The organism is Paraburkholderia sp. FT54 (assembly GCF_031585635.1).
In the GTDB taxonomy this organism is placed as follows: Bacteria; Pseudomonadota; Gammaproteobacteria; order Burkholderiales; family Burkholderiaceae; genus Paraburkholderia.
In genome coordinates this window covers 3677665-3702414 of record NZ_CP134195.1, presented here as the reverse complement: position 1 = coordinate 3702414, position 24750 = coordinate 3677665, and the positions used below count along the sequence as shown (strand labels likewise).

17 protein-coding genes are annotated in these 24750 nt (G+C 63.3%); 12 read left to right on the top strand and 5 right to left on the bottom strand.

From position 1 onward, the window contains the following. The first annotated feature begins 112 nt into the window (after positions 1-112). The 3 genes from RI103_RS17010 (at position 113) to RI103_RS17000 (ending at position 4759) form a co-directional block, all read left to right on the top strand. Positions 113-2548, top strand: a complete 2436-nt coding sequence (locus RI103_RS17010) for a 3-hydroxyacyl-CoA dehydrogenase/enoyl-CoA hydratase family protein (protein ID WP_310813076.1) — start codon at positions 113-115, stop codon at positions 2546-2548. Positions 2549-2670: 122 nt separating this feature from the next. Then, complete coding sequence (locus RI103_RS17005) at positions 2671-3870, top strand: acetyl-CoA C-acyltransferase (protein ID WP_310813075.1); 1200 nt, start codon at positions 2671-2673, stop codon at positions 3868-3870. Between the two features lie 118 nt (positions 3871-3988). Further along, complete coding sequence (locus RI103_RS17000; protein ID WP_310813074.1) at positions 3989-4759, top strand: enoyl-CoA hydratase; 771 nt, start codon at positions 3989-3991, stop codon at positions 4757-4759. Positions 4760-4883: 124 nt separating this feature from the next. Here RI103_RS17000 and fdhD read toward each other — a convergent pair whose 3' ends face one another. After that, the gene (fdhD, locus tag RI103_RS16995; RefSeq protein ID WP_310813073.1) at positions 4884-5723 is read right to left on the bottom strand and encodes a formate dehydrogenase accessory sulfurtransferase FdhD; all 840 of its coding nucleotides are present in this window, start codon (positions 5721-5723) and stop codon (positions 4884-4886) included. A 149-nt stretch (positions 5724-5872) separates the two neighbouring features. Between fdhD and RI103_RS16990 the strand changes: the two genes are divergently transcribed. Then, positions 5873-6349: a nitrate reductase associated protein gene (locus RI103_RS16990; protein ID WP_310813072.1), complete on the top strand. Its 477-nt coding sequence runs from the start codon at positions 5873-5875 to the stop codon at positions 6347-6349. Positions 6350-6507: 158 nt separating this feature from the next. Continuing rightward, a complete protein-coding gene (locus RI103_RS16985; protein WP_310813071.1) occupies positions 6508-9618 on the top strand; it encodes an EAL domain-containing protein in 3111 nt (1036 codons plus the stop codon). Positions 9619-9628: 10 nt separating this feature from the next. Here the strand turns inward: RI103_RS16985 and RI103_RS16980 are convergent, their stop codons facing one another. Further along, complete coding sequence (locus RI103_RS16980; protein ID WP_116118972.1) at positions 9629-10024, bottom strand: acyl-CoA thioesterase; 396 nt, start codon at positions 10022-10024, stop codon at positions 9629-9631. 706 nt (positions 10025-10730) lie between these two features. Here RI103_RS16980 and RI103_RS16975 point away from each other — a divergent pair. Next, a complete protein-coding gene (locus RI103_RS16975) occupies positions 10731-12254 on the top strand; it encodes a cytotoxic necrotizing factor Rho-activating domain-containing protein (RefSeq protein ID WP_310815265.1) in 1524 nt (507 codons plus the stop codon). Positions 12255-12508: 254 nt separating this feature from the next. Next, positions 12509-14398 carry an ABC transporter ATP-binding protein/permease gene (locus tag RI103_RS16970; protein WP_310813070.1) on the top strand — a complete coding sequence of 630 codons (1890 nt, stop codon included), beginning with the start codon at positions 12509-12511 and terminating at the stop codon, positions 14396-14398. A 146-nt stretch (positions 14399-14544) separates the two neighbouring features. Here RI103_RS16970 and murU read toward each other — a convergent pair whose 3' ends face one another. Together murU and RI103_RS16960 are read right to left on the bottom strand one after the other, a co-directional pair. After that, positions 14545-15273: an N-acetylmuramate alpha-1-phosphate uridylyltransferase MurU gene (murU, locus tag RI103_RS16965; protein ID WP_310813069.1), complete on the bottom strand. Its 729-nt coding sequence runs from the start codon at positions 15271-15273 to the stop codon at positions 14545-14547. A 3-nt stretch (positions 15274-15276) separates the two neighbouring features. Beyond that, complete coding sequence (locus RI103_RS16960; RefSeq protein ID WP_310813068.1) at positions 15277-16356, bottom strand: phosphotransferase; 1080 nt, start codon at positions 16354-16356, stop codon at positions 15277-15279. A gap of 222 nt (positions 16357-16578) precedes the next feature. Here RI103_RS16960 and RI103_RS16955 point away from each other — a divergent pair, with 222 nt between their 5' ends. The 4 genes from RI103_RS16955 to rsmA all read left to right on the top strand — a co-directional run bounded on the left by RI103_RS16955 (position 16579) and on the right by rsmA (position 22364). Next, positions 16579-18945: an LPS-assembly protein LptD gene (locus RI103_RS16955; RefSeq protein ID WP_310813067.1), complete on the top strand. Its 2367-nt coding sequence runs from the start codon at positions 16579-16581 to the stop codon at positions 18943-18945. 68 nt (positions 18946-19013) lie between these two features. Then, positions 19014-20375: a peptidylprolyl isomerase gene (locus RI103_RS16950; protein ID WP_310813066.1), complete on the top strand. Its 1362-nt coding sequence runs from the start codon at positions 19014-19016 to the stop codon at positions 20373-20375. Between the two features lie 5 nt (positions 20376-20380). Further along, positions 20381-21391 carry a 4-hydroxythreonine-4-phosphate dehydrogenase PdxA gene (gene pdxA, locus RI103_RS16945; RefSeq protein WP_310813065.1) on the top strand — a complete coding sequence of 337 codons (1011 nt, stop codon included), beginning with the start codon at positions 20381-20383 and terminating at the stop codon, positions 21389-21391. 142 nt (positions 21392-21533) lie between these two features. Next, positions 21534-22364 carry a 16S rRNA (adenine(1518)-N(6)/adenine(1519)-N(6))-dimethyltransferase RsmA gene (gene rsmA / locus RI103_RS16940; protein ID WP_310813064.1) on the top strand — a complete coding sequence of 277 codons (831 nt, stop codon included), beginning with the start codon at positions 21534-21536 and terminating at the stop codon, positions 22362-22364. A gap of 40 nt (positions 22365-22404) precedes the next feature. On the opposite strand, the gene RI103_RS16935 is transcribed toward rsmA, so the two are convergent. After that, on the bottom strand, positions 22405-23340 hold the full coding sequence (locus RI103_RS16935) for a DMT family transporter (RefSeq protein ID WP_310813063.1): 936 nt from the start codon (positions 23338-23340) through the stop codon (positions 22405-22407). Positions 23341-23596: 256 nt separating this feature from the next. Between RI103_RS16935 and RI103_RS16930 the strand changes: the two genes are divergently transcribed. Then, on the top strand, positions 23597-24718 hold the full coding sequence (locus tag RI103_RS16930) for a porin (protein WP_310813062.1): 1122 nt from the start codon (positions 23597-23599) through the stop codon (positions 24716-24718). Positions 24719-24750: the final 32 nt, after the last annotated feature.

Below are 24750 nucleotides of genomic sequence, written 5' to 3'. Positions count from 1 at the left end.
CCCATCGAGGCAGGCGCCGCGCATGTCGAACGCGCGGCGCCGCCCGTCAGCCACACATCGCGAAGCGTCCCATGAAGCTTCGCGACATCGCACAACTCCCCGGAGGAACGACGTGAGCAATCTGATCATTCGCAAGGTAGCCGTGCTCGGCGCCGGCGTGATGGGCGCGCAGATCGCCGCGCACCTGATCAACGCCAAGGTGCCCGTGCTGCTGTTCGATCTGCCTGCAAAAGAAGGCCCGAAGAACGCGATCGCGCTGAAAGCGATCGAGAACCTGAAGAAGCTGTCGCCCGCGCCGTTCGGCGTGAAGGACGACGCGCAATACATCCAGCCCGCGAACTACGACGACGACATCGAAAAACTCGCCGAATGCGACCTCGTGATCGAAGCGATTGCCGAACGCATGGACTGGAAGCACGACCTGTACAAGAAGGTCGCGCCGCACCTCGCGCCGAACGCGATTTTCGCGACCAACACGTCGGGTCTGTCGATCACCGCACTGTCGGAAGGTTTCTCGGATGAACTGAAGGCGCGCTTTTGCGGCGTGCACTTCTTCAATCCGCCGCGCTACATGCACCTGGTCGAACTGATCCCGACCGCGACCACGCGCCCGGAAATCCTCGATCAACTCGAGTCGTTCCTGACCAGCGTGGTCGGCAAGGGCGTCGTGCGCGCGAAAGACACGCCGAACTTCATCGCCAATCGCGTCGGGGTTTTCTCGATCCTCGCCGTCGTGACCGAGGCTGCGAAATTCGGCCTGCGTTTCGACGAAGTGGACGACCTGACCGGCGCGCGTCTGGGCCGTGCGAAGTCGGCCACGTTCCGCACCGCCGACGTGGTCGGTCTGGACACGATGGCGCACGTCATCAAGACGATGCAGGACACGCTGAAGGACGACCCGTTCTTCCCGGTCTACGAAACACCGGCCGTGCTGGCCGAACTCGTCAAGAAGGGCGCGCTGGGTCAGAAGACCGGCGGCGGCTTCTACAAGAAGGAAGGCAAGGCGATCAAGGTGCTCGACCCGAAGACGGGCGAGTACGTCGACGGCGGCGCGAAGGCGGACGAACTGGTCGGCCGTATTCTGAAGCGCCCGCCGGCGGAGCGTCTGAAGCTGCTGCGCGAAACGCAGCATCCGCAGGCGCAGTTCCTGTGGGCGATCTTCCGCGACGTGTATCACTACATCGGCGTGCATCTGGAATCGATCGCGGATAACGCGCGCGACGTCGATCTGGCGATCCGTTGGGGCTTCGGCTGGAACGAAGGTCCGTTCGAAGGCTGGCAGACGGCCGGCTGGAAACAGGTCGCCGAATGGGTGCAGGAAGATATCGCGACGGGCAAGGCGCTCTCGAACGTGCCGTTGCCGTCCTGGGTGCTCGAAGGTCCGGTGGCCGAGCAGGGCGGCGTACATACGAACGAAGGTTCCTGGTCGCCGGCTTCGAAAACGTTCGTGCCGCGCTCGTCGCTGTCGGTCTACGACAAGCAGGTGTTCCGCGCGCCGCTGGCAGGCGAAACCAAGGCTGATCCGAAAACCTACGGCAAGACGCTGTTCGAAACCGACGCCGTGCGCGCATGGGTCGACGATCGCGCAGGCGAGAACGACGTGCTGATCGTGTCGTTCAAGAGCAAGATGAATACGATCGGACCGTCGGTCATCGACGGTCTGACGCAGGCGATCGAACTGGCCGAGAAGGACTACAAGGGTCTGGTGGTGTGGCAACCGACGTCGCTGAAGCTCGGCACGCCGGGCGGCCCGTTCTCCGCGGGCGCCAACCTCGAAGAAGCAATGCCGGCGTTCATGATGGGCGGCGCGAAGGGCATCGAGCCGTTTGTGAAGAAATTCCAGCAAGGCATGCTGCGTGTGAAGTACGCGAGCGTGCCGGTCATCTCGGCCGTGTCGGGCATCGCGCTCGGCGGCGGCTGCGAGTTGGCGCTGCATAGCGCGAAACGGGTCGCGCACATCGAAAGCTATTTCGGTCTGGTGGAAGTCGGCGTGGGTCTCGTGCCGGCGGGCGGCGGCCTGAAGGAAGCGGCATTGCGAGCGGCGGAAGCCGCGACGCAAGTGGGCGCGACCAACGACCTGCTGAAGTTCGTGCAGAAGTCGTTCGAAAACGCGGCGATGGCAAAGGTTTCGGCCTCCGCGCTCGACGCCCGCGCGATGGGCTACCTGAAACCGTCCGACACGATCGTCTTCAACGTGTTCGAACTGCTCGACGTCGCGAAGAAGGAAGCGCGCGCGTTGTCGGCGGCGGGTTATCGTCCGCCGCTGCGCGTGACGCAAGTGCCGGTGGCCGGCCGTTCGGCGATCTCGACCATCAAGGCGTCGCTCGTCAACATGCGCGATGGCCGTTTCATCAGCGAGCACGATTTCCTGATCGCGAGCCGTATCGCGGAAGCGGTGTGCGGCGGTGACGTGGAAGCGGGCAGTCTGGTCGATGAGGAATGGCTGCTGCAACTCGAGCGTCGTGCGTTCGTCGATCTGCTCGGCACGCAAAAGACGCAGGAACGGATCATGGGCATGCTGCAAACCGGCAAGCCGGTGCGCAACTGAGTGCAATGAATTGCATGGGATCAGAGTAAAGCGCTAAAGCGCCAACTCTGATCGACCGCACTACGTGCATGGGACCGGAGTAAGCACTGAAGCGCTAACTTCGGTCGACAATGGAGCTTGAAATGGCAAAGCAATTGCAAGACGCATACATCGTCGCCGCGAGCCGTACGCCGATCGGCAAGGCGCCGCGCGGGATGTTCAAGAACACGCGCCCGGACGAACTGCTGGTGCACGCGATCAGGTCGGCCGTGGCGCAAGTGCCCGGCCTCGACACCAAGGTGATCGAAGACGCGATCATCGGCTGCGCGATTCCGGAAGCGGAACAAGGGTTGAACGTCGCGCGCATGGGCGCGCTGCTGGCCGGCCTGCCGAATAGTGTCGGCGGCGTGACGGTGAACCGCTTCTGCGCATCGGGCCTGACCGCGCTGGCGATGGCGGCCGACCGCATCCGCGTCGGCGAATCGGAAGCGATGATCGCCGGCGGCTGCGAATCGATGAGCATGGTGCCGATGATGGGCAACAAGCCGTCCATGTCGCCGCATATCTTCGATCGCAATGAAGACATCGGCATTGCCTACGGCATGGGCCTGACGGCGGAGAAGGTGGCCGAGCGCTGGAAGATCAGCCGCGAAGCGCAAGACGCGTTCTCGTTCGAATCGCACCGCCGTGCCATCGCCGCGCAGCAAGCCGGCGAATTCAACGACGAAATCGCCGCCTACACGATCACCGAACGCTTCCCCGATCTCGCGACCGGCGAAGTGCGCGTGAAGACCCGTGAAGTCTCGCTCGACGAAGGCCCGCGCGCGGAAACGTCGCTCGAAGGTCTGGCCAAGCTGCGCGCGGTGTTCGCCAACAAGGGTTCGGTGACGGCGGGCAACAGCTCGCAGACATCGGACGGCGCGGGCGCGTTGATCGTCGTGTCGGAAAAGACGCTCAAGGAATTCAATCTGACGCCGCTCGCGCGTTTCGTCAGCTTCGCCGTGCGCGGCGTGCCGCCGGAAATCATGGGCATCGGTCCGAAGGAGGCGATTCCGGCCGCGCTGAAGGCCGCCGGCCTGAAGATCGACGACCTGGACTGGATCGAGCTGAATGAAGCATTTGCCGCGCAATCGCTGGCGGTGATTCAGGACCTCGGTCTCGACCCGGCGAAGATCAACCCGCTCGGCGGTGCGATCGCCCTTGGCCACCCGCTGGGCGCGACGGGCGCGATTCGTGCGTCGACCGTGGTGCATGGCTTGCGCCGCCGTAACTACAAGTACGGCATGGTGACGATGTGCGTCGGGACGGGTATGGGCGCGGCGGGCATTATCGAGCGTCTGTGAGCATGGTCACCCCGAGGTTCGCTGCGGTCCTCGCGCGTAAGCGTTGAGGACCGCGGAACGGTTCGCAGGCCATCCGGCTTGCGAACCGTTTTTACATTCTCAGCAGGAGTACGAGGAGATGACGATGGATATTCTGGTCGAGCGCGCCGACGGCGTGCTGACGATTGCCTTCAACCGGCCCGACAAGAAAAACGCGATCACGGCCGCGATGTACCAGACGATGGCCGACGCGCTGGTCGAAGCGCAAGGCGACGCAGCCGTGCGCGCCATTCTGATTCGCGGCAGCGCGGGCATTTTCAGCGCCGGCAACGATCTCGAAGATTTCATGAAAACGCCGCCGATGGGCGAACACGCGCCGGTGTTCCAGTTCCTGCGCGCGATCAGTTCGGCGGAAAAGCCGGTGGTGGCGTCGGTGGCGGGCCCGGCGGTCGGCATCGGCACGACGCTGCTGCTGCATTGCGACCTGGTCTACGCGGCCGACACCGCGAGCTTCTCGCTGCCGTTCACGCAACTCGGCTTGTGTCCGGAAGCGGCGTCCAGCCTGCTGTTGCAGCGAGTGGGCGGCTACCAGGCGGCGGCGGAGAAACTGCTGCTCGGCGAAGCGTTCGATGCCGCCGAGGCGCAGCGCATGGGCTTCGTGAATCGCCTGCTGCCCGCTGCGGAAGTCGATGCATTCGCCGCTTCGCAAGTCGCGAAGCTGGCCGCGTTGCCCGCCTCGTCGCTGCGCGTGACGAAGAGTTTGATGAAGCGCGCGAGCCACCTGGAGCTGCAAACGCAGATGTCCGAAGAAGCCGTGCACTTCGGCAAGATGCTGCTCGCGCCGGAAGCACGCGAGGCGTTCAAGGCGTTCTTCGAAAAGCGCAAGCCGGACTTCCGGCAATTCGATTAACGGCGTGCGGGGTGCGTCCGGCGTGCGAGCGTTCGGGCGTTGAAGGGATATCGCCCGCTCGCAACTTCAGCTTTTTTGCGCGTTAGGGCGTTCGCGCGCCTGAACGTTCAGGCGCGTCGGCCGCTCAAGGCTGCGCCGGCTGCAACGTATCGTAGTCGACGTAGCTTTTCTCGCGGCAGAAGCTCACCAGCCGCACGCCCGCCTTGCGGGCAATCGCAATCGCCAGCGACGACGGCGCCGAGATCGTGGCGAGCATCGGCACGTCGACGCGCGCGGCCTTGCGCACCAGCTCGTAGCTGGCGCGGCTCGACAGAAACACGAAACCTTCTTTGGTATCCACGCGATCGAGCACCAGCTGGCCGATCAGCTTGTCGAGCGCGTTGTGGCGGCCGACGTCTTCGAACGCGCAACGGATTGCGCCCGCCGCGTCGCACCACGCGGCCGCGTGCAGCCCGCCGGTCAGCCGCGTCAATGCCTGGTGCTCGGGCAATTCGCGGGCGGCGCGCGCGATCGCATCCGGCGCGAGCCGTTGCAGAAAGCCGGTGTCCGGCACACGCTCCGGCTTCAGATCCAGCAGATCGATGCTTTCGATCCCGCAGACCCCGCACCCGGTGCGCCCGGCAAGCGCGCGGCGCTTCTCCTTCAGCGCGACGAACGCCTGCTGCACCACCTGTAGCTGCACTTCGGCATGTGGCAATTCACCGTCGTCATGCAGCTCGACCTCGATGTCCTGAATGTCGCTGCCACGCGCCACGATCCCTTCCGAAATCGCGAATCCGACCGCGAACGCCTCCAGATCGCGCGGCGTGCACATCATCACCGCGTGCGAAATGCCGTTGAAGACGAGTGCGACCGGCCATTCCTGACCGACGTGGTCGATCACGGTTTCGACCGCTGCGCCGCGATGCCGGCGCACTTGGCGCTCCACCGCGCCCGGCTGTCCGGCTGTTTCCAGTTCGTTCAAGTGAGTTCACTCCTTTGCCATGCTGCGCGCGCGTGAGCGGCTGGCGGGCCGGTACGTTGCCCCCGGCCATGCCGCCGTCGCGCGAATAAGGTTCTAAAATACCCCAAGCTGGGCTTGCGTGTTGCCCGCCATTCACGAGGGACACTGTCATGGGACTCAACGAAGCGCCGCTTCTGTTCAACTTCGAGGTCGAGTCTTCGGAGAATTTCACCTACATCCCGATGTCGGTGCGCTTCAATCTCGACCGCTTCGGGCTGCGTATCACGCTCGATCAGTGGCAAATGCTGCCGCTCGAAGACCGCAAGCTGCTGGCGCGTTTCCCGGTCGAGGACGACGCGGAGATCGAACCGAATTTCGATCATGCGCTGTTCGAAATGCTGCGCACCCACGCAAACATCGAGCCGGAATGGTTCACGCCCGAGGAAGCGCCGGCCTGGCGCCGCACGGACAGCGTGCCGGATGGCATCGCGCATCAGGCGCAACTGGCCGGCCTCGCCGCGCCGGGCGTCGCGCAGTGGGCCGAGCTGGCGCCGTTCAAGCGCTACGTGCTCGCCAAGCTGTCGCGCAAGCCGGAGGCCAATCACGACTTCGTCCCGGCCATGAAGGAGTTCGGTACGGCCGGCTAGGTACGGCCGGCCAGTTTTTTTCATTCGCTACCCTCAATCTGTTCCGAACCCTGCCGTTATCCATGGGTTGGCGCGTAAAGAGACTCGTATCGATGCGGCCCGATGCATCGAAAGCGACCGCGCGCTCCCGCCCGCAGAACGATTGACGTTCGGAACCCATGACTCCTTTTTTATCGAAGCGGCTGCTGATCAACCTGGCGGTCGTTGCCGCGGCGGTCGGCGCGAACGCGTTCGTCGCCTATACGCAGATTTGCGGCCAACGTGACGCCGACGCGCGCATGCTGCGTTCGACGAGCGTGCGCCAGAACCTCGACGCCTACCGTGCGGCGCTCGACGGCGGCCTTGCCGCGCTCGGCCGCTTCGAGGCATCGGGCGAGTCGGCGCCGGCCAGTGCGGGCACCGACATGGCCACGACGCTCGCGCGCCTGGAGCGCGACCTGCGCAACGAACTGGCCGGCGAACCCGCCATGCTCGATGCGCTCGCGAAGTTGAGCTCGGACAGCCACGCGTTGCAACACGACATCGACGGCGCGCTGCTCAGGAGCGCCAATGCCGGGCCGGACGCGTCGCGCGAGTGGGCGGCCTCGACTTACACCCATCTCGGGCTCGGCCTGGATCGCCTCGAAGACGGTCTCGCGGCACTGCGCGGTGCGGAGAGCCGCGCCTTGCAGGCGTCGCTCGCGGCGTCGGCGAGCGAAACGCAGCGGGCCATGTTCCTGCTGATCGTCACCATGCTGGGCGGCAGCGTGCTGCTGATCTTCACGTTCGGCGCCCGCGAAAACAGCGCGCGCGAGAAGTTGCGCAGCGTGCGCGCGCTCGGCCGCAACGACGAACGCTTTCGCGGCCTGTTTGACGAGCATCCGGTGCCGATGTACATCTTCGATCGCGAGACGCTGCGTTTTCTCGCCGTCAACGCGGCCGCGATCCAGCAATACGGCTACACCGAAAGCGAATTTCTCGGCATGACGGTTCGCGCGATCCGGCCGAACGGCGAAATCTCGCGTCTCGAATCGCATATGCAGCGCAGCGACGCGGGCCAGCACGGCCGTACCATGGCGGGCATCTGGCATCACCGGCGCAAGGACGGCTCGACGATCAGCGCCGACATTTCGTATCACGCGCTGAACTTCATGGGCCGCGCGGCGTTCTTCGTGCTCGCCGACGATGTCACCGAGCAGATCAACGCCGAAGCCGAGGCACAGCGGTCCAACCAGATGCTCGAAGCGGTGATCGACAATATTCCGCAGCGCATTTTCTGGAAGGACATGGAGTCGCGCTATCTCGGCTGCAACATGGCGTTCGCGCGCGATGCCGGGCTCGCGTATCCGGAGCAGGTGGTGGGCAAGAGCGACGCCGACATGCCGTGGCGCGACTTCTCCACGTTGCTGAACGATCACGACAAGGAAGTGGTGAGCACCGGCGTGCCGAAGATGAACTTCGAAGTCGACCTCGTGATCGACGGCGTGCATCGCACCACGGTCACGAGCAAGCTGCCGTTCACCGACGGCGACGGCCGCGTGATCGGCGTGCTCGGTTCCTACACGGACATCACCGAGCGCAAGCGCGCCGACCTTGCCTTGCGCCTGCAAAGCCGCGCGCTCGACGCCAGCGTCAACGCGATTCTGATCACCGCACCGTCGCCAAACGGCAATCTGATCGAATATGTGAACCCGGCGTTCATGCGCATTACCGGCTACGATCCCGCCGAGGTGATCGGCCACGATTGCCGCGTACTGCAGCGTGACGACCGCGAACAGGAAGGCGTCGCGCTGATCCGCCAGGCGCTCACGACGAATCGCGAAGTCAGCGCCGTGGTGCGCAACTATCGCAAGGACGGCGCGCTGTTCTGGAATCAGCTTTTCATTGCGCCGGTGCCGGATCAGGACGGCGTGATCACGCACCACATCGGCGTGATCAACGACGTGACCGATCTGATGCGCTATCAGGAACAGCTCGAGTATCAGGCCAATTACGATAGCCTCACGCGCCTGCCGAACCGCAATCTGCTGCGCGACCGTCTGCAGCATGCGCTGATCATCGCGCAACGGCATCACAAGGGCGTCGCGGTCGTGTTCATCGATCTCGACGGCTTCAAGAACGTCAACGACAGCCTCGGCCACAGCGTCGGCGACCGGCTGCTCAGCGTAGTCGCCGAGCGCCTCGCGCGCTGCACGCGCACGAGCGATACGGTGGCGCGGCACGGCGGCGACGAGTTCGTGATCGTGATGACCGACACCGTCGACGAACAGTCGCTGATCGCGTGGATGGAGCGCGTGCGCGCGTCGATTTCCGAGCCCGTCTGGCTCGACGGCACCGAGCTGTACGTGGGCTGCAGCATGGGCGCGAGCCTGTTTCCGCAAGACGGCGAGGATGCCGAGACGCTGATGAAGAAGGCCGACCTCGCCATGTACCGCGCGAAAGACATGGGCCGCAACACGTTCCAGTTCTATCAGCCGGAGATGAACGCGAGCGCGGGCGCGCGCCTGAATCTCGAACGGCGTCTGCGCCGCGCGTTGCGCGACAACGAATTCCTGCTGCACTACCAGCCGCAGGTGGATATCGTGAGCGGCCAGATCGTCGGCACCGAGGCGCTGGTGCGCTGGCGCGACCCGGAAGTCGGACTGGTGCTGCCGTCGTCGTTCATTCCGGTCGCGGAGGAAAGCGGGCTGATCGGGCCGCTCTCGGAGTGGGTGCTGCGCGAGGCGTGCCGCCAGAACAAGGCCTGGCAGGACGAAGGTTTGCCGCCGGCGCGGGTCTCGGTGAATCTGTCGGCGCGGGTGTTCCAGCAGCGTGACATCGCCAAGCTGGTCATGCAGGTGCTGGCCGAGACCGGTCTCGAGCCGCAATACCTCGAACTCGAACTGACCGAAAGCACGATCATGCGCAACGCGGAAGAAGCGGTGTCGATGCTCAACGAACTGCACGCGCTCGGCATCGGCCTCGCCATCGACGACTTCGGCACCGGCTATTCGAGTCTCAGCTATCTGAAGCGCTTCCCGGTGGACCGCCTGAAGATCGATCGCTCGTTCGTCTCCGATATCGGCGTGTCGGGCGATGACGAGACGATCACCTCGGCGATCATCGCGCTCGCGCATTCGTTGAAGTTGCAGGTGATCGCCGAGGGCGTGGAGACGTCCGCGCAGCTCGACTTCCTGAAAGAGCGCGCGTGCGACGAGATGCAGGGGTTCTACTTCGCGAAGCCGTTGTCGACGGACGCGATTTCGGAACTGCTGCAGGGAGGTGTGGGGCGCGAGCTGGCGACGGTTTGAGCGCTCACGCTCAATCCAGCACCGGCAGCGCGCGCGGGCGCCGGTCGCTATCGGTGGCGACGTAGGTCAGCGTGGCTTCGGTGACCTTCACGAGATCTTCGGTCAGGCTCATACGCTGCGCGTAGACCTCGACCGCTACAGTGACCGAGGTATTGCCCGTCTTGACGATGTCCGCGTAAAAGCTCAGCAGGTCGCCGACGAACACCGGCTGCTTGAACACGAACGAGTTGACCGCGATGGTCGCGACCCGCCCGTTGGCGCGGCGGCTTGCCGGAATCGAGCCGGCAATGTCCACTTGCGCCATGATCCAGCCGCCGAACACGTCACCGTGGACGTTCGCATCCGAGGGCTGCGGCACCACGCGCAGCGCACAGTGCTTTTGCGGGAGTTGGAGAATATCGGTCATCGGGACACCCTTGAGAAACGTGTTGGCTCGGTCGGCTCGACCGGCAGGCGGGGCATTTCACGACAACGGTACGGCACGCACCGCACGGCCAACGTGCCACCCACGGCGGGCCAACCCATGAAAAGCGGCGCCAGCCGGCTTCTGCGACAGTAAAAGTCGGAATTGTACGGGAAAGCATCCAGGCAGGGCGCGTAACGGAAGTAGTGCGCGCGGTTGGTTGGCAACCAGTATGTGTGCCGCTGATGACCGGTGATGCGCCGGGAGTCGGTGGCGCGGCGTTCCGTTTCGATGCTCTCGCACGAAGTGGCGTTACGAAGTGCTTGAGTAACACCTTCCGTAAAAAGATCGGCGCACGATGGCGGTTCCTGGGCTACCTCGTTCCACATATACAAGGCATTGCCGCCGATTGCGGTTTGGAGCCATAAAAACGAGGTCTGCGCATGTCCCGAAAAATGATGACGCGAGATTATCGATGAGAATCAATAGCGATCCTGTAACGCCCGATTGGCAAGAGCCGGAAGCGAATAATACGGCGCGCGCCGGCGAAGTACAAAGCCCCCGCTCCGGGTCTCGCACGAAGCGTCGTATACCTGACGATCATCGCTCGGACGCTCCGCCGCCTGGGAACCCGCCGCCAAGGAACGGCCCGGATGAAGTGCAATATGTAGGGGGCACTCGCGTCAGAACCGATTACACCTTGGAAAGCGTGTTGGAAACGTTAAAAGATGCGCTTAGACACCCTATTGGCGCTTTTGCCGCGAGTGTCAGTGACGTGCACCACGTCTTGGTCCACGGTAGGAATATCACCAATCAGGAGAAGAAAGAAATTGCAGAAGATACTGCTCAGATCGATTCCGTGCTGGTGGCGATTCGAGGGGTGGCGCCGGCCGGCAGCGCGATGAATTTGGCAACTGTTTCCGCCGACGCGTTGGGAACCATGTCGAAAGACAAGCCTTTGAACCTGGATCAGGTGCACGACCTGGTATTCAGTATTAACGATTTGCCATCCCAAAGAAGCATCGAAATACCCGTTACGCGGAAGCAAGGCACCGTAGCGAATCCGCCACCGAGAAGGCCGGTTTTCGTTCCTCCAAAGCGACTGCCTGATGGCCGCCTCGGCTACCCGTTGAGTCCGACAACGCCCCCTAAATTGCCGGGCGAGACGGCCGGCCCCAGCGGAATCGACCGTGGGGCGCGGCCCAAAGCGATCGGTCGCCCCGGCAGGCCACGTTCCGGCAGCGAGCCACGACCTCGTGCCAGCTCAAAAGAGCGGCGCCCAACGTCCGTCAAATCGAAAATCCAGGGAGCGTTTTATACCGATGCTTACCGTGTCAGGAAAGGCGATATTGCGCCGCTCGAGGGCAAAGGCGCCATTTATCTCAAGACCACGAGTGAGATCAACAGCCCATTCAGTTTTTATCGTTACGACAAGGACATGAAAATGTCTGAGCCGGCTAAATTGCCGAATATCACTTCTACTGAGGCACAGGAAGTTCTGAAAACGGGAAATGGGCGGGACGTCACTTCTTTTTCTCCGAACTCGGGCAGTTACTTCGGTCAATGGGGACGCGGCAAGACCAAGCTGAGTGACAAGACCAACGTGATCGAACTGGAGAACGGCAAGGAAGGGGTGGGTGCTGTTGCAATTTCCTTTGCGGATATACCGCCCAAAGGATCAGTGCTGGTAACAACAGGGAGTCTCAGCGGGTGTACGGTGATGTTCGCTGCGGATAACCAGAAGTTTTATGCTTACCATGCCGGGACGTCCGCTCCGGCGGGAAACTGGAAAACCGCTCGGGAGGGCGTGAGCAGTCTGCGCGAGGCGCACGAACATTTAAAGGCAGATGCGCGAAGAAAAGGACTGGACCAACCGAGTAATAACGATCTGGTCGACATCGGGGGTGATTATCCGTTTTCCGTGATCATCTATAACGGAAAATTTGACAAGGGCCGTCCGCAGGACGATACGCGTATTAATCGGCCGGAATGGGAACGGTCGGAAGGAATGCACGTCAACAATTATTTTGAGACCGATAAGAAAATAGCGTCGACGGCAACGGGTATTGCGCTGGTTCGAAAAGATGCACAAGGACGCGTCTCAGTCAGCGTACTTTATGATAAAGGTGCGCTCAAAAGAGCTGCATCGAAAGGGCGCGTAGGCGATCCTCTCCTGTACGACTATAAATCCATGCAGACCGAAAAATATAAGTTCAGGCCGCAAAGCAGTTGACGGGACTCCGCAAGCGGTTGGCGGGGAAGTATTCCTGCCGCGGCTGAAGCCGATCCTCGTGGAAACCATCCCGCAGCGGATACCGTGGGACCGATCGGCGAAAGCCGGCGGGCTGCGAATACGTTAGACTCATCCGGATGACAAGGCGCTTAAGTCGTCCACAGTGAAGGCGGGCGCCGCAGACTTCGTGGGAGTGAGTTGGACCCGTGTGTGACGGGGTTCGGTCACTTCCACACTCTCTCCAGCCGACCTCCATGCGCCGCACGCCCTCGTCCGAACCCTCGCCGATCTCCACCCAGCCGCGCAACGACTGGCAGACGATCCTGTCGCTGCTGCCGTATCTCGCCACGTATAAATGGCGGGTCGGCTTCGCGCTGAGCTGCCTGATCGGTGCGAAGATCGCGAACCTTGGTGTGCCGATCGTGATGAAGCGGATCGTCGATGGCCTCGCCTCGGTGCAGCATCTCACCGCGCTCGGCCGCGCGCACGATTCGCCCGGCATCGTGTTGCTGGGCGGTGTCGGCCTGCTGGTAGTCGCGTATGCGGTGGTGCGGCTGTCCACGTCGCTGTTCACCGAATTGCGCGAGATCCTGTTTTCCAAAGTGACCGAAAGCGCCGTGCGGCAACTGGCGCTGAAAGTGTTCCGCCATTTGCATGCGCTGTCGTTGCGCTTTCATCTCGAACGGCAGACGGGCGGCATGTCGCGCGATATCGAGCGCGGCACACGCGGCATCACGCAACTGATCTCGTATTCGCTGTACAGCATTCTGCCGACGCTCGTCGAAGTCGGGCTCGTGCTCGGCTTTTTCGTCGTCAAATACGAGGCGTATTACGCGGTGGTCACGTTCATTGCGCTCGCCGTGTACATCGTCTTCACGGTGAAGGTCACGGAGTGGCGCACGCATTTTCGCCGCACCATGAACGATCTCGACTCGAAGGCGAATTCACGCGCGATCGATTCGCTGCTGAACTACGAGACGGTCAAATACTTCGGCAATGAAGAGTGGGAAGCGAGCCGCTACGACGAAAACCTCAAGCGCTATCGCACGGCGGCGATCAAATCGCAGCGCTCGCTGTCGGCGCTGAACTTCGGCCAGCAGGCGATCATCGGCACGGGGCTCGTGTTCATTCTGTGGCGCGCCACGCAAGGCGTGATGGCCGGACGCCTCACGCTCGGCGATCTGGTGCTGATCAACACCTTCATGTTGCAGCTTTATATTCCGCTGAATTTTCTCGGCGTCGTGTATCGCGAGTTGAAGCAAAGCCTCACCGATATGGACCGCATGTTCACGCTGCTCGGCGCGGCGCGGGAAGTGCCCGACCTCGACGGCGCGCCCGCGTTGCGCGTGAGCGGCGCGCAGGTGCGTTTCGAGCGGGTGAACTTCGCCTACGAACCGGCGCGCCAGATTCTGCACGACGTGAGCTTCACGATTCCGGCCGGCACCACGACGGCTGTGGTCGGCCATAGTGGCTCGGGCAAATCGACCCTCGCACGGCTGATGTTCCGCTTCTACGATCTGGACCGCGCGACGGGCGGTGCAATCACCATCGACGGTCAGGATATTCGCGACGTCACGCAGGATTCGCTGCGGGCCTCGATCGGCATCGTGCCGCAGGATACGGTGCTGTTCAACGATTCGATCTACTACAACATCGCTTACGGCCGGCCTTCGGCGACACGCGAAGAAGTGATTGCGGCGGCGCGCGCGGCGCATATTCACGAGTTCATCGAAGGATTGCCGAAGGGCTACGAGACACCGGTGGGTGAGCGTGGCCTCAAACTGTCCGGTGGCGAAAAGCAACGCGTGGCGATTGCGCGGACCATCCTCAAGAATCCGCCGATCCTGTTGTTCGACGAAGCGACCTCCGCGCTCGATTCGCGTTCCGAGCGAGCCATTCAGCACGAACTCGATCAGATCGCCCGCGAGCGCACCACGCTGATCATCGCACACCGGCTTTCGACGGTGGTGCACGCGCAGCAGATCATCGTGATGGACAAAGGGCGGATCGTCGAACGCGGCACGCATGCGGAACTGTTGCGCGCGAACGGTTTGTTCGCGCAGATGTGGGCGTTGCAGCAGCAGCGCGCGGCCGAAGCGCCGGAGTCAGCGGAAGCCGTGGGCGCGGGAGAGGGTGGTGGATAAAACTTGTGCGGCGATTTTTGCGTTGTTGCCTGCAATGCGGCGCGGCGCGAAAACTTGAACGCCAAACGCCAAACGCCAAACGCCAAACGCCAAACGCCAAACGCCAAACGCCAAACGCCAAACGCCTGGCACCGAACTCCGAACGCCTAGCGCTTGCCGTCTGACACGCGCAAACGCTGATCCAGTTCGCCCAACTGCGCCGGCGTGCCGACGTTCTCCCACAAGCCCTCGTACAACTCGCCGCTCGCGAGACCGCGTGCAATCGTATCGCGATAGTACGGCGTGAGCGCGCGCCGCGTGCCGCTCGGCAGGTTACGAAACATGCGCGTGTCGTAGAGACCGATATTGCCGAACGTGAAGCGCGGCTGCGCATCGAGCGACAACGCGCCGTCGTCCCTTAACGCAAAGTCGCCGTTTGGATGAAACGCCGGGTTCGGCACCATCACCAGATGCATGCCCGGCTCGGGCAAGGCTTGCAACTTTTCGGCGCGCGCGTTCAACGTGGCGTAATCGAAATCCGCGTACACGTCGCCGCTGACCGCGACGAACACTTCGCTCGCGCCGTCATCCTCGAGCAGCGGCAACGCCTGCACGATGCCGCCCGCCGTCTCCAGCGCCTCGCGCTCGGCCGAGTAGCGCAACTGGACTTGCCAGCGCGAGCCGTCGCCAAGGGTGGCTTCGATCTGTTCACCGAGCCACGCGTAGTTGATCACAATGGTTCGAAAGCCCGCCTGCGCGAGCCGTTCAATCTGCCAGACGATCAGCGGCTTGCCGCCCACGTCGAGCAAAGGCTTGGGGCACGTATCGGTTAACGGACGCATGCGCTCGCCGCGGCCCGCGGCGAAAATCATCGCTTTCTTCAGGGACATCGTCATCGGTCAGAAGGTGTAGCCGACTTCGTTCGCGCGGCCTTCGAGATCGTCGAGGAGCTTCGCGAACGGACGCAGCGGTGCATAGCGTTCAGCAACCTTGCGCGCGTAGCCGATGAAACGCGGCAGATCCTTCATGTAGTGTGGTTTGCCGTCGCGGTAGTTGATCCGGCAGAAGAGACCGAGCACCTTGATGTGCCGTTGCAGACCCATCCATTCGATCTGGCGGTAGAACTCGCCGAAATCGGGATCGACCGGCAGGCCGGCTTTTTTCGCCCGCTCCCAGTAGTACACGAAGCAATCCAGCTCGAACTCCTCGTCCCAACTCAGGAACGCGTCACGCAACAGCGAGGCGACGTCGTAGGTGATCGGGCCGTACACCGCGTCCTGGAAGTCCAGCACGCCGGGGTTCACTGGATTCGGCGCGGCGGCGATCATCAGATTGCGCGGCATGAAGTCCCGCAGCATGAACACCTGCGGCTGCGCGCGGGCGCTCGCGACCAGCAGCGCGAACGTGCGATCCAGCACGTTACGGACTTTTTCGTCCACCCCGTGGCCCAGATGCCGGCCGAGGAACCACTCCGGCATCAACTCCATCTCGCGGCGCAGGAAGGCTTCGTCGAACGGCGGCAGCACATCTTCGCGGGAGGTGAGTTGCCAGCGGATCAGCGCGTCGAGCGCGTCGCGCATCAGCGTGCGGGCGCGGCGCGGGTCGTCCGCGTGTTGCGCTTCGGTCAGCGCGCCGAGGTACGAAGCCGTGCCCAGATCGGTGACGAGCATGAAGCCGGCCTCGAAATCGACCTCCAGCACACGCGGCACGTTTACCCCGGCGGCCGCGAGCAACTGCGCGACCTGGACGAATTCGCGGCACTTTTCGGGCGGCGGTGCATCGACGGCGATCAGCGTGCCGCTGCTTTCGCCTTCCGCCGCCTTACCGGCGAGGCGGAAATAGCGGCGAAAACTGGCGTCGGACGAAGCCGGGACAAGGGTGTCGAGCTCGAGCGCATGGCGCGCCGCGTGGCCTTTCAGCCAGGCTTTGAGCAGGTCGAGACGGGTATCGGTGGAGTCTTGGATTGGGGGCAGCGTCATGAAAACCGGCGGCAAATTCAGAGGGGCAACGTCTTGCCATATAATACCCCACGACTTTTTTGACGCGGCTCACGCCAGCTTTCGCGTATTCCGCTTTACCGCCCGCCTCATCGTTCGACAGATTGTAAATATTGATGTGCAGCCGACTGTCACGGTCGGGGTGTGCAGGCGGTGGACCGTGACTGCAGATGCTGACGGACGAGCCGATTCGCCAAACGATACATGCCGCCTAGACAGCTTTCCCAAACGACTCCCTCTTGTGCCGTTGTGCCGCGCAAAAGGCGGCTCGTCGCGGCGTTGATCGCCGTTCCGGGCCTGATGCCCGCGCTTGCGCACGCCCAGCTGGTGGGGGAAGCCGCGCAGCCGCAACCTATCGACGCTCCGTGGGGCATGCAGCTTGCGCCGCAGCTGGAAGAACATCCGCTGAAGGCGGGTCAGAAGCCGGCCACGTTCGTGCTCGGCGACACGACCACCGGCACCACCGACCAGGACATGGCCGCCAAGGGCTCGGCCGAGGTGCGCCGCAATACGGTCGTGATCAAGGCCGATGCGCTGCATTACGACCAGGATACGGACATGGCCGACGCGTACGGCCAGGTCCACGTGGACAACAACGGCAGCTCGTTCGTCGGACCGGAAGCGCACATGCGCGTGGATTCGAGCGAAGGCTTCATGACGGCGCCGAAGTACCACTTCAACATGACGGGCGGTTCGGGCAGCGCGGAGCGCGTCGACCTGCTCGACAACGAGCGCTCGGTCTTCACGAAGGGCACCTACACGGCTTGCGCGTGCGCGGACGATCCGGCCTGGTACATCAGGGGCAGCGAGTTCGATTTCGACACCGGCGCGGACGAAGGCGTCGCCCACAACGGCGTGCTGTTCTTCCAGGGCGTGCCGGTGTTCGCCTCGCCCTGGTTGTCGTTCCCGCTCTCGGGCCAGCGGCGCAGCGGGATTCTGCCGCCCACGTTCTCGCTGAGTTCGACGAACGGTTTCGAACTGTCGGTGCCGTATTACTTCAACATCGCGCCGAATCGCGATCTGACGGTTACGCCGCGTCTGATCTCCAAGCGCGGCGTGCAGTTGCAGTCCACGTTCCGTTATCTGTCGCCCACGTATTCCGGTTCGATCACCGGCGAGTTCCTGCCGGACGACCATCTGACCAAGACCAACCGCTACGCGCTGTACATCCAGCACAACCAGAACTTCGGCAACGGGTTCGGCGGCTACATCTACTACAACAAGGTCTCGGACAACACGTATCCGGAAGACCTGTCGTCGTCGGTCAGTCAGTTCATGAACGGCACCCAGCTCCTGTATCAACAGGAAGCCGGGTTGACCTATAACAACGGCCCGTGGTCGGTGCTCGCGCGTGAACAGCACTGGCAGACGCTCACGCCGTCCATTGCGCCTTACGGCCGCGAGCCGCAGTTGAACGTGAAGTACGCGAAGTACAACGTCGGCGGCTTCGACTACGGCGCGGAAGCGGACTACACGAATTTCCGCATCACCACCGCGGACATGACCGAAGGTCAGCGGGTGATGTTCAACCCGTACCTCTCGTATTCGGTGGTCGGGCCGGGTTACTTCGTCACGCCAAAGGTGCAGTGGCACTTTGCGTCGTACAACCTGCGCAATATCGGCGACGACGTGCCGGTCGGCACGCCGAAGAACTTCACCGAATCGATCCCGACGTTCACGTTCGACACGGGCCTGATCTTCGACCGCTCGGTGCGCATCTTCGGCGAGGATTACATCCAGACGCTGGAGCCGCGCCTGTACTACGTGTACACGCCGTTCCGCAATCAGGAATCCGCGCCGCTGTTCGACACCGCCGATTCCGACTTCGGGCTGGCGGAGATCTTCACGCCGAACACTTTCGTCGGTAACGACCGGATCGCCGACGCGAACCGTCTGACGGCCGCTCTCACCACGCGCTTCATCAACGCGGCGACGGGCGACGAGCGGGCGCGATTCGTGATCGCGCAGCAGTACTACTTCCAGGACCAGCGCGTCACATTGCAGCCTACGCAGACCAGCGCGCAGGTCACGCATTCGGACCTGATCGCGGGGGCTTCGGTCAAGCTCGGCGCTGGTTTCGCTTCGGAAACGGCGTTCCAATATAATGCCGACAACAACCAGTTGACGAAGACGAGCGTCGGCTTCGGGTTCAGTCCGGCCACCGGCAAGGTGATCAACGTCGCGTACCGCTACACCCGCGCGAACACCACGCTGGACAACCAGCCGATCAATCAGGTGTTGATTTCGGGCCAATGGCCGCTCACGCACCGGGTATACGGTGTGGGCCGTTTCAACTACGACCTGGGCGGCCATCGGATCGTCGACGGTCTGGTCGGCCTGCAGTACGACGCTGACTGCTGGACGCTCGGCGCCGGGATCCAGCGCTACGCGAACGGTCTGAACACCTCGGGGCAGAATCAGTCGAGCACGCGGTTCCTCGCGCAGTTGACGTTCAAGGGCTTGTCGAGCGTCGACAACGGCTTGATGAGCGCATTCCGCGCCAGCGTGGCGGGCTACACGCCGTTGCCGCCGCCGCCGCCGCCGGAATCCCGTTTCATCAACTACGAATGACGCTCGCCCGATCATTCATAAAGTGCGAAAAAGACGGGCCAGGCGCGCCCGACATCATTGGAGTATCTGTGGCAATCATGAAAAAGCTTCGCTTGGCAACGCTTGCGGCCGGTCTGGCCGCCGCGGCGTCTTTCCTGTCGATTGCGCCGGTGCAGGCGCAGGCGCTGGGCGGCAGTAGCGGCCAGACGGTCGACACCATTGCCGCAGTGGTCAACAACGGTGTCATTACGCGGCGCGAACTCGACGATCGCATGGGCCTGATCACCCGCCGCCTGAACCAGCAGAACGCGCCGGTCCCGCCGATGGACCAGCTGCGCCAGCAGGTGCTCAACCAGATGGTGCTGGAACGCATCCAGTTGCAGAAGGCAAAAGAAGACAACATCAACATCGACGACGCCACCGTGCAGAAAACGCTCGAACGGCTTGCTGCGGCGAACAACCTGACGCTCGACGTGTACCGCTCGCGCATCGAGGCGCAAGGCGTGCCCTGGAGCACGTTCACCAGCGACGCGCGTACCGAGCTGACGCTTTCGCGTCTGCGCGAGAAGGAAGTGGACAGCAAGGTCACCGTGTCGGACGCGGAAGTCGCGAACTACATCGCCAGTCAGCGCGGCCCGAACGCCGGCCTGACGAGCGACCTGCATCTGCAGCACATTTTCATCAAGGCGCCGCTGAACGCGTCGGAGACGGATATCGAAGCGGCGCAGCAGAAGGCGCAGGCGCTGCTCGCCGAAGCCAAGGGCGGCGCCAATTTCGAAAAGCTGGCGAAGGCCAATTCGCAGGCGCCGGATGCATCGAAAGGCGGCGATACGGGTTTCGCTTCACCGGCCAAGCTGCCGCCTGAATTCGTCAAGGCCGCTTCGACGATGCGTCCCGGCGAAGTCAATCCGGATCTGATCCGCACCAGCGACGGCTTTGAAATCGTGCGTCTGGTCGATCGCCGCGCGGGTCAGGGCACCAGCTCGGATGCGCCGAAGCTCGTGCAAACGCACGTGCGTCACATTCTGCTGCGCGTCGGCGACGGCATGTCGGAACCGCAGGCGCGTCAGAAGCTGCTCGAAATCAAGAACGAGATTGCCGCGGGCGGCGACTTCGCGAAATTCGCGCACACGTATTCGCAAGACGGTTCGTCGTCGCAAGGCGGCGACCTCGGCTGGATCAGCCCGGGCGAGACCGTGCCGGAATTCGAGCGCGCCATGAACGGCCTGCAGGACGGCCAGATCAGCGACCCGGTCCGCAGCGAATACGGCTACCACCTGATTCAGGTCTTGGGCCGCCGCGAATCGGAAGGTTCGGTCTCGCAGCAGATGGATCTGGCGCGCCAGGCCATCGGTCAACGCAAGGCGGAACAGGCTTACGCGGACTGGTTGCGCGAACTGCGCGATACTGCATACGTGGAAGTGAAGCCTACACTGTCGAGCACGCAATAACCGTCATGACAAGCGCCACCCAGTCCGCCCGCCCACCGTTGCAGATCGCGATCACGACCGGCGAGCCTGCCGGCGTCGGCCCCGAATTGACGGCGCAGGCACTGGCCGGCGCGGCGGCGCATTGGCCCCACGCGCAGTTCATCGTGCTGGGGGACGCGGATCTGCTCGCGGCACGCGCGCAGGCCGTGGGTGTCGACTGGAGCGCACTGGTGGCGGACGGCAAGCGCGTGCGCCTGCAACACCGGCCGCTCGGGGCGCCGGCTGTCGCGGGCAAGCTCAACGCGGCCAACGGCCGCTACGTGCTCGATCTGCTCGACATCGCGATCGACGGCGCGGTGGCCGGCACGTTCGACGCGATCGTCACCGCGCCGCTGCAAAAGAGCACCATCAACGACGCCGGCGTGCCGTTCACCGGCCACACCGAATATCTGGCCGAGCGTACGCACACGCCGCAGGTGGTGATGATGCTGGCCGGCACCGGCAAGCGGCCGTTGCGCGTCGCACTGGCGACCACGCATCTGCCGCTCAAAGATGTCTCCGCCGCGCTTTCCATCGAAGGCATTCTCGAGACGCTGCGCATCATCGATCACGATTTGCGGCACCACTTCGGATTGCCGGCGCCGCGCATCCTCGTGACGGGGCTGAACCCGCACGCGGGCGAAAACGGTTATCTGGGCCGCGAGGAAATCGAGGTCATCACGCCGGCGCTGAAGCTCGCCGACGCTCAAGGCATCGACGCGCGCGGTCCGTATCCGGCCGACACGCTGTTCCAGCCGCGCTATCTGGATGAGGCCGATTGCGTGCTGGCCATGTTCCACGACCAGGGCCTGCCAGTTTTGAAATACGCCACGTTCGGTGAAGGCATCAACGTCACGCTCGGTTTGCCGATCATCCGCACCTCGGTCGATCACGGCACCGCCCTCGATCTGGCCGGCACGGGCCGTGCCGACGCGGGCAGCCTGATCGCCGCGATCGACACGGCGGTGTCGATGGCGCAACACCGCCGCGCGGGCTGATTCGGCGCCGCCGCGCGGCTGGCTGCTTTTTGCATATACGCCGCCGCTAGTGGCGGATGCCGCCTGGCGAGCGCCGCCGAAAAGCGCGCGCCGCTCGGCAAGTTCCTTTTCTTAAGCCGTTCTCTTTCTTAGCGTTTCTTCGATGTCCACCAGCAGACAGCAACAGGGCCGGCACCAAGGCCATATCGCGCGCAAGCGTTTCGGGCAGAATTTTCTGGTCGACATGGGCGTGATCGATTCGATCGTCGATGTCATCCGGCCGCAACGCGGCGAGCGCATGGTCGAGATCGGGCCGGGCCTCGGCGCGCTCACCGAGCCGCTGATCGAGCGTCTGGCGACGCCGGAAGCGCCCTTGCACGCCGTCGAACTGGATCGCGATCTGATCGGCCGTCTGAAGACGAAATTCGGCGGCCTGCTCGAACTGCATGCGGGCGACGCGCTCGCGTTCGACTTCGGCTCGCTGGCCGCGCCTGGCGAGAAAGCGTCGCTGCGCATTGTCGGCAATCTGCCGTACAACATTTCGAGCCCGCTGCTGTTTCATCTGACGTCGTTCGCGCATCGCGTGATCGATCAGCACTTCATGTTGCAGAACGAAGTGGTCGAGCGGATGGTGGCGGAGCCGGGCACCAAGGCGTTCAGCCGTCTCTCGGTGATGCTGCAATACCGCTATGTGATCGACAAGCAACTCGACGTGCCGCCCGAAGCGTTCAACCCGCCGCCGAAAGTCGATTCGGCGATCGTGCGGATGATCCCGTACGAGCTGCATGAGTTGGCGCCGGTGGACGAGCGCGTGCTCGGCGAAGTGGTGACGGCCGCGTTCTCGCAGCGTCGCAAGATGTTGCGCAACACGCTTGCTGCGTATCGCGATTCGGTGGATTTCGAGGCGCTCGGTTTCGATCTGCAACGCCGCGCCGAAGACGTGCCGGTGGCCGAATACGTGCGCGTGGCGCAGATCGTGGCGGCCAAAGCCTAAGTCCTGAGCCTTGAACCTTGAGCGCTGACGCTCCCAGGCTCTAGATTGCCACCCGCTTTGCCGGTGCGTTGACTAGCGCGATGCCGGTCAACACGAGGACCGCGGCCATCAGAAAGCGCACGCTGAATGACTCGCCGAGCAGCAGTACACCGAAGGTCACGCCGAACAGCGGCGTGAGGAACGAGAACACCGACAGGCGCGACGCGATATAGCGCGTCAGCAACCAGAACCACACCAGATAGCTGACGAACGCGACGACCACCGCCTGATACGCAAGGCTCGCCACCGCCAGCGGCGTGACGGTTGCCACGTGCGCCTGGCCGAGTCCGAGCGCAAGCGCGAGCAGCACCACCGCCGACACCATCAGTTGATAGAACAGCGTCTTGCTGGCGCTCGATTGAGCGAGGCGCGTGGCGCGCACCACCACGGTGGTCGCGGCCCACGCAATGCCGGCCAGCACGCCGAGCGCGTCGCCGGCGGCACCCGTTAGCAACGAGCCGCGCGCGGCGTGGCCATGCAGGAAGCCGTCCGCGAAGGCGAGGGTCATGCCCGCGAACGCCACGACGATGCCGAACCACTGGATCCGCCGCATGCGCTCGCCGTCGACGAACCAGTGCAGGCCGAGCGCCGTGAAGCACGGCGCAGTGTAAAGAAAGACCGCCATGCGCGATGCGCTGGTCAGCGTCAGGCCGAGAAAAATACACACGAACTCGCCCGCGAACAGTACGCCCGCAAGCAGGCCGGCACCCAGGGTGCCGTCGTCGCGAAAGAGCGGCGTGCCGCGTGAGCGCGCCCAGCCCCATACCAGCAACGCCGCGATCGCCGAACGCAGCCCAGCCTGAAAGACCGGCGGCAGCGCCGTGTTGGTGCTCTTGATCGCGACTTGCTGGAGACCCCAGATCGCGCACAGTCCGATCATCAACAGGATGGCGAAGCTATCCGGGGCGCGGCGTGCGGGCAGGGCAGTGGTGTTCATGGGGTCAGTGGCGGCGAGAAGAGCTCGTACGATATCAAACCTGCCCGAGCCGCCAGCCGATGACCCCACCGCCTACGCGTGCTTCTTACGGCCTGCAAGCAAGGCGGCAGGCTTTTTGCCGACTAACAACACGTGCCACAGACTAATTTCGCATGGGTGCCGTTTCGCGCTAAGGTTCAGCCACTAACGTTTTGTCAGGACATTCAACGCAGACGAACCCTACCCGCGCGACGCGGAGCCTGTACGAGGAGAAGATATGAAAAACGTAAGCAGGTGGGCAGCGGCCGCGGTGCCCGCGGCATTGGCGTCGTTGGGCGGGCAAATGGCGCATGCGCAATCCAGCGTGACGCTGTACGGCGTAGTCGACGAAAGCGTACGCTATCTGACTCACGTCAACCAGGCCGGCGACTCGTCGATCGGACTCGGCACCGGCGGCATGACGCAAAGCCGCTGGGGGCTGAAGGGCGTCGAAGATCTGGGCGGCGGCTGGTCTACCTTCTTCAAACTCGAAAACCGCATCTACATCAACACCGGCCAAAGCGATCCCACGCTGCCGTTTTTCAATGAAGCGCAAGTCGGCGTGCGTTCGGATTCTTACGGCCAGATCATTCTCGGCCGTCAGTACAACGTTGTGATCGAGGGCGTCACGGTGGCCGGTTACGGCAGCAATTACTGGATCCCCTACGACTTCAGCTTTCAACCTGAAATCACCATGACGGGCGGCATCTGGACCAGCAACCAGGTGCAATATCAGGCGAGATATAGCGGCTTCACGTTTGCGGCCGGTTACGCATTCGGCGGCAACGCGGGCAATGCCTACGGCAGCCAGATCGGCGCAGCCGCGGCTTACAAACCGGAAGGCGGTCCGTTCAGCGTCGGTGGCGCGTACGAAGAGTCGAAAGATTCTGTTAACGGCGCGGCCGCGAAGACATGGACTTTCGGCGGCTCGTACACATGGAATCTGACGCGCTTTTCCGCCGGCTACATCGTCAATCAGAACGATGCGGGTTTTTCGAACTTCGCCAACGGGCCGTTCACCGCGTCTGCGCTGGCGGCGCTCAAGTACACGGACTTTGCGCGGCGCCGCATGATCATGGGCGGCATCACGCAACAGGTCAGCAACAAGTGGCATTTTGCCGCGAACGTCTGGCGTACGTTGCAGGACGGCAAGACCGCCGCGCAGGACGGCTCGGCCTGGCAGTACCAGCTCGTGGCCGACTACAACCTGTCCAGACGCACGGACGTCTATCTGGAAGGGGATTATTCGCTGTACCGCGGCGGCCTGATCGGCGCGCAGTTGCAGGGCGTCAACAGCGTCGGACTCGCGCAGAAAGGCTCGCAGATCGGCTTGATGGCAGGCGTGCGACATCAGTTCTGAGTACTGATTCACCGGTGGCACGCTCTGCAGCG

Coding starts and splice junctions, on each gene's coding strand:
- RI103_RS17005 (WP_310813075.1), top strand. CDS start 2,671: ATGGCAAAGCAATTGCAAGACGCATACATCGTCGCCGCGAGCCGTACG.
- RI103_RS17000 (WP_310813074.1), top strand. CDS start 3,989: ATGACGATGGATATTCTGGTCGAGCGCGCCGACGGCGTGCTGACGATT.
- RI103_RS16990 (WP_310813072.1), top strand. CDS start 5,873: ATGGGACTCAACGAAGCGCCGCTTCTGTTCAACTTCGAGGTCGAGTCT.
- RI103_RS16985 (WP_310813071.1), top strand. CDS start 6,508: ATGACTCCTTTTTTATCGAAGCGGCTGCTGATCAACCTGGCGGTCGTT.
- RI103_RS16980 (WP_116118972.1), bottom strand. CDS start 10,024: ATGACCGATATTCTCCAACTCCCGCAAAAGCACTGTGCGCTGCGCGTG.
- RI103_RS16970 (WP_310813070.1), top strand. CDS start 12,509: ATGCGCCGCACGCCCTCGTCCGAACCCTCGCCGATCTCCACCCAGCCG.
- murU (WP_310813069.1), bottom strand. CDS start 15,273: ATGACGATGTCCCTGAAGAAAGCGATGATTTTCGCCGCGGGCCGCGGC.
- RI103_RS16960 (WP_310813068.1), bottom strand. CDS start 16,356: ATGACGCTGCCCCCAATCCAAGACTCCACCGATACCCGTCTCGACCTG.
- RI103_RS16955 (WP_310813067.1), top strand. CDS start 16,579: ATGCCGCCTAGACAGCTTTCCCAAACGACTCCCTCTTGTGCCGTTGTG.
- pdxA (WP_310813065.1), top strand. CDS start 20,381: ATGACAAGCGCCACCCAGTCCGCCCGCCCACCGTTGCAGATCGCGATC.
- rsmA (WP_310813064.1), top strand. CDS start 21,534: ATGTCCACCAGCAGACAGCAACAGGGCCGGCACCAAGGCCATATCGCG.
- RI103_RS16935 (WP_310813063.1), bottom strand. CDS start 23,340: ATGAACACCACTGCCCTGCCCGCACGCCGCGCCCCGGATAGCTTCGCC.
- RI103_RS16930 (WP_310813062.1), top strand. CDS start 23,597: ATGAAAAACGTAAGCAGGTGGGCAGCGGCCGCGGTGCCCGCGGCATTG.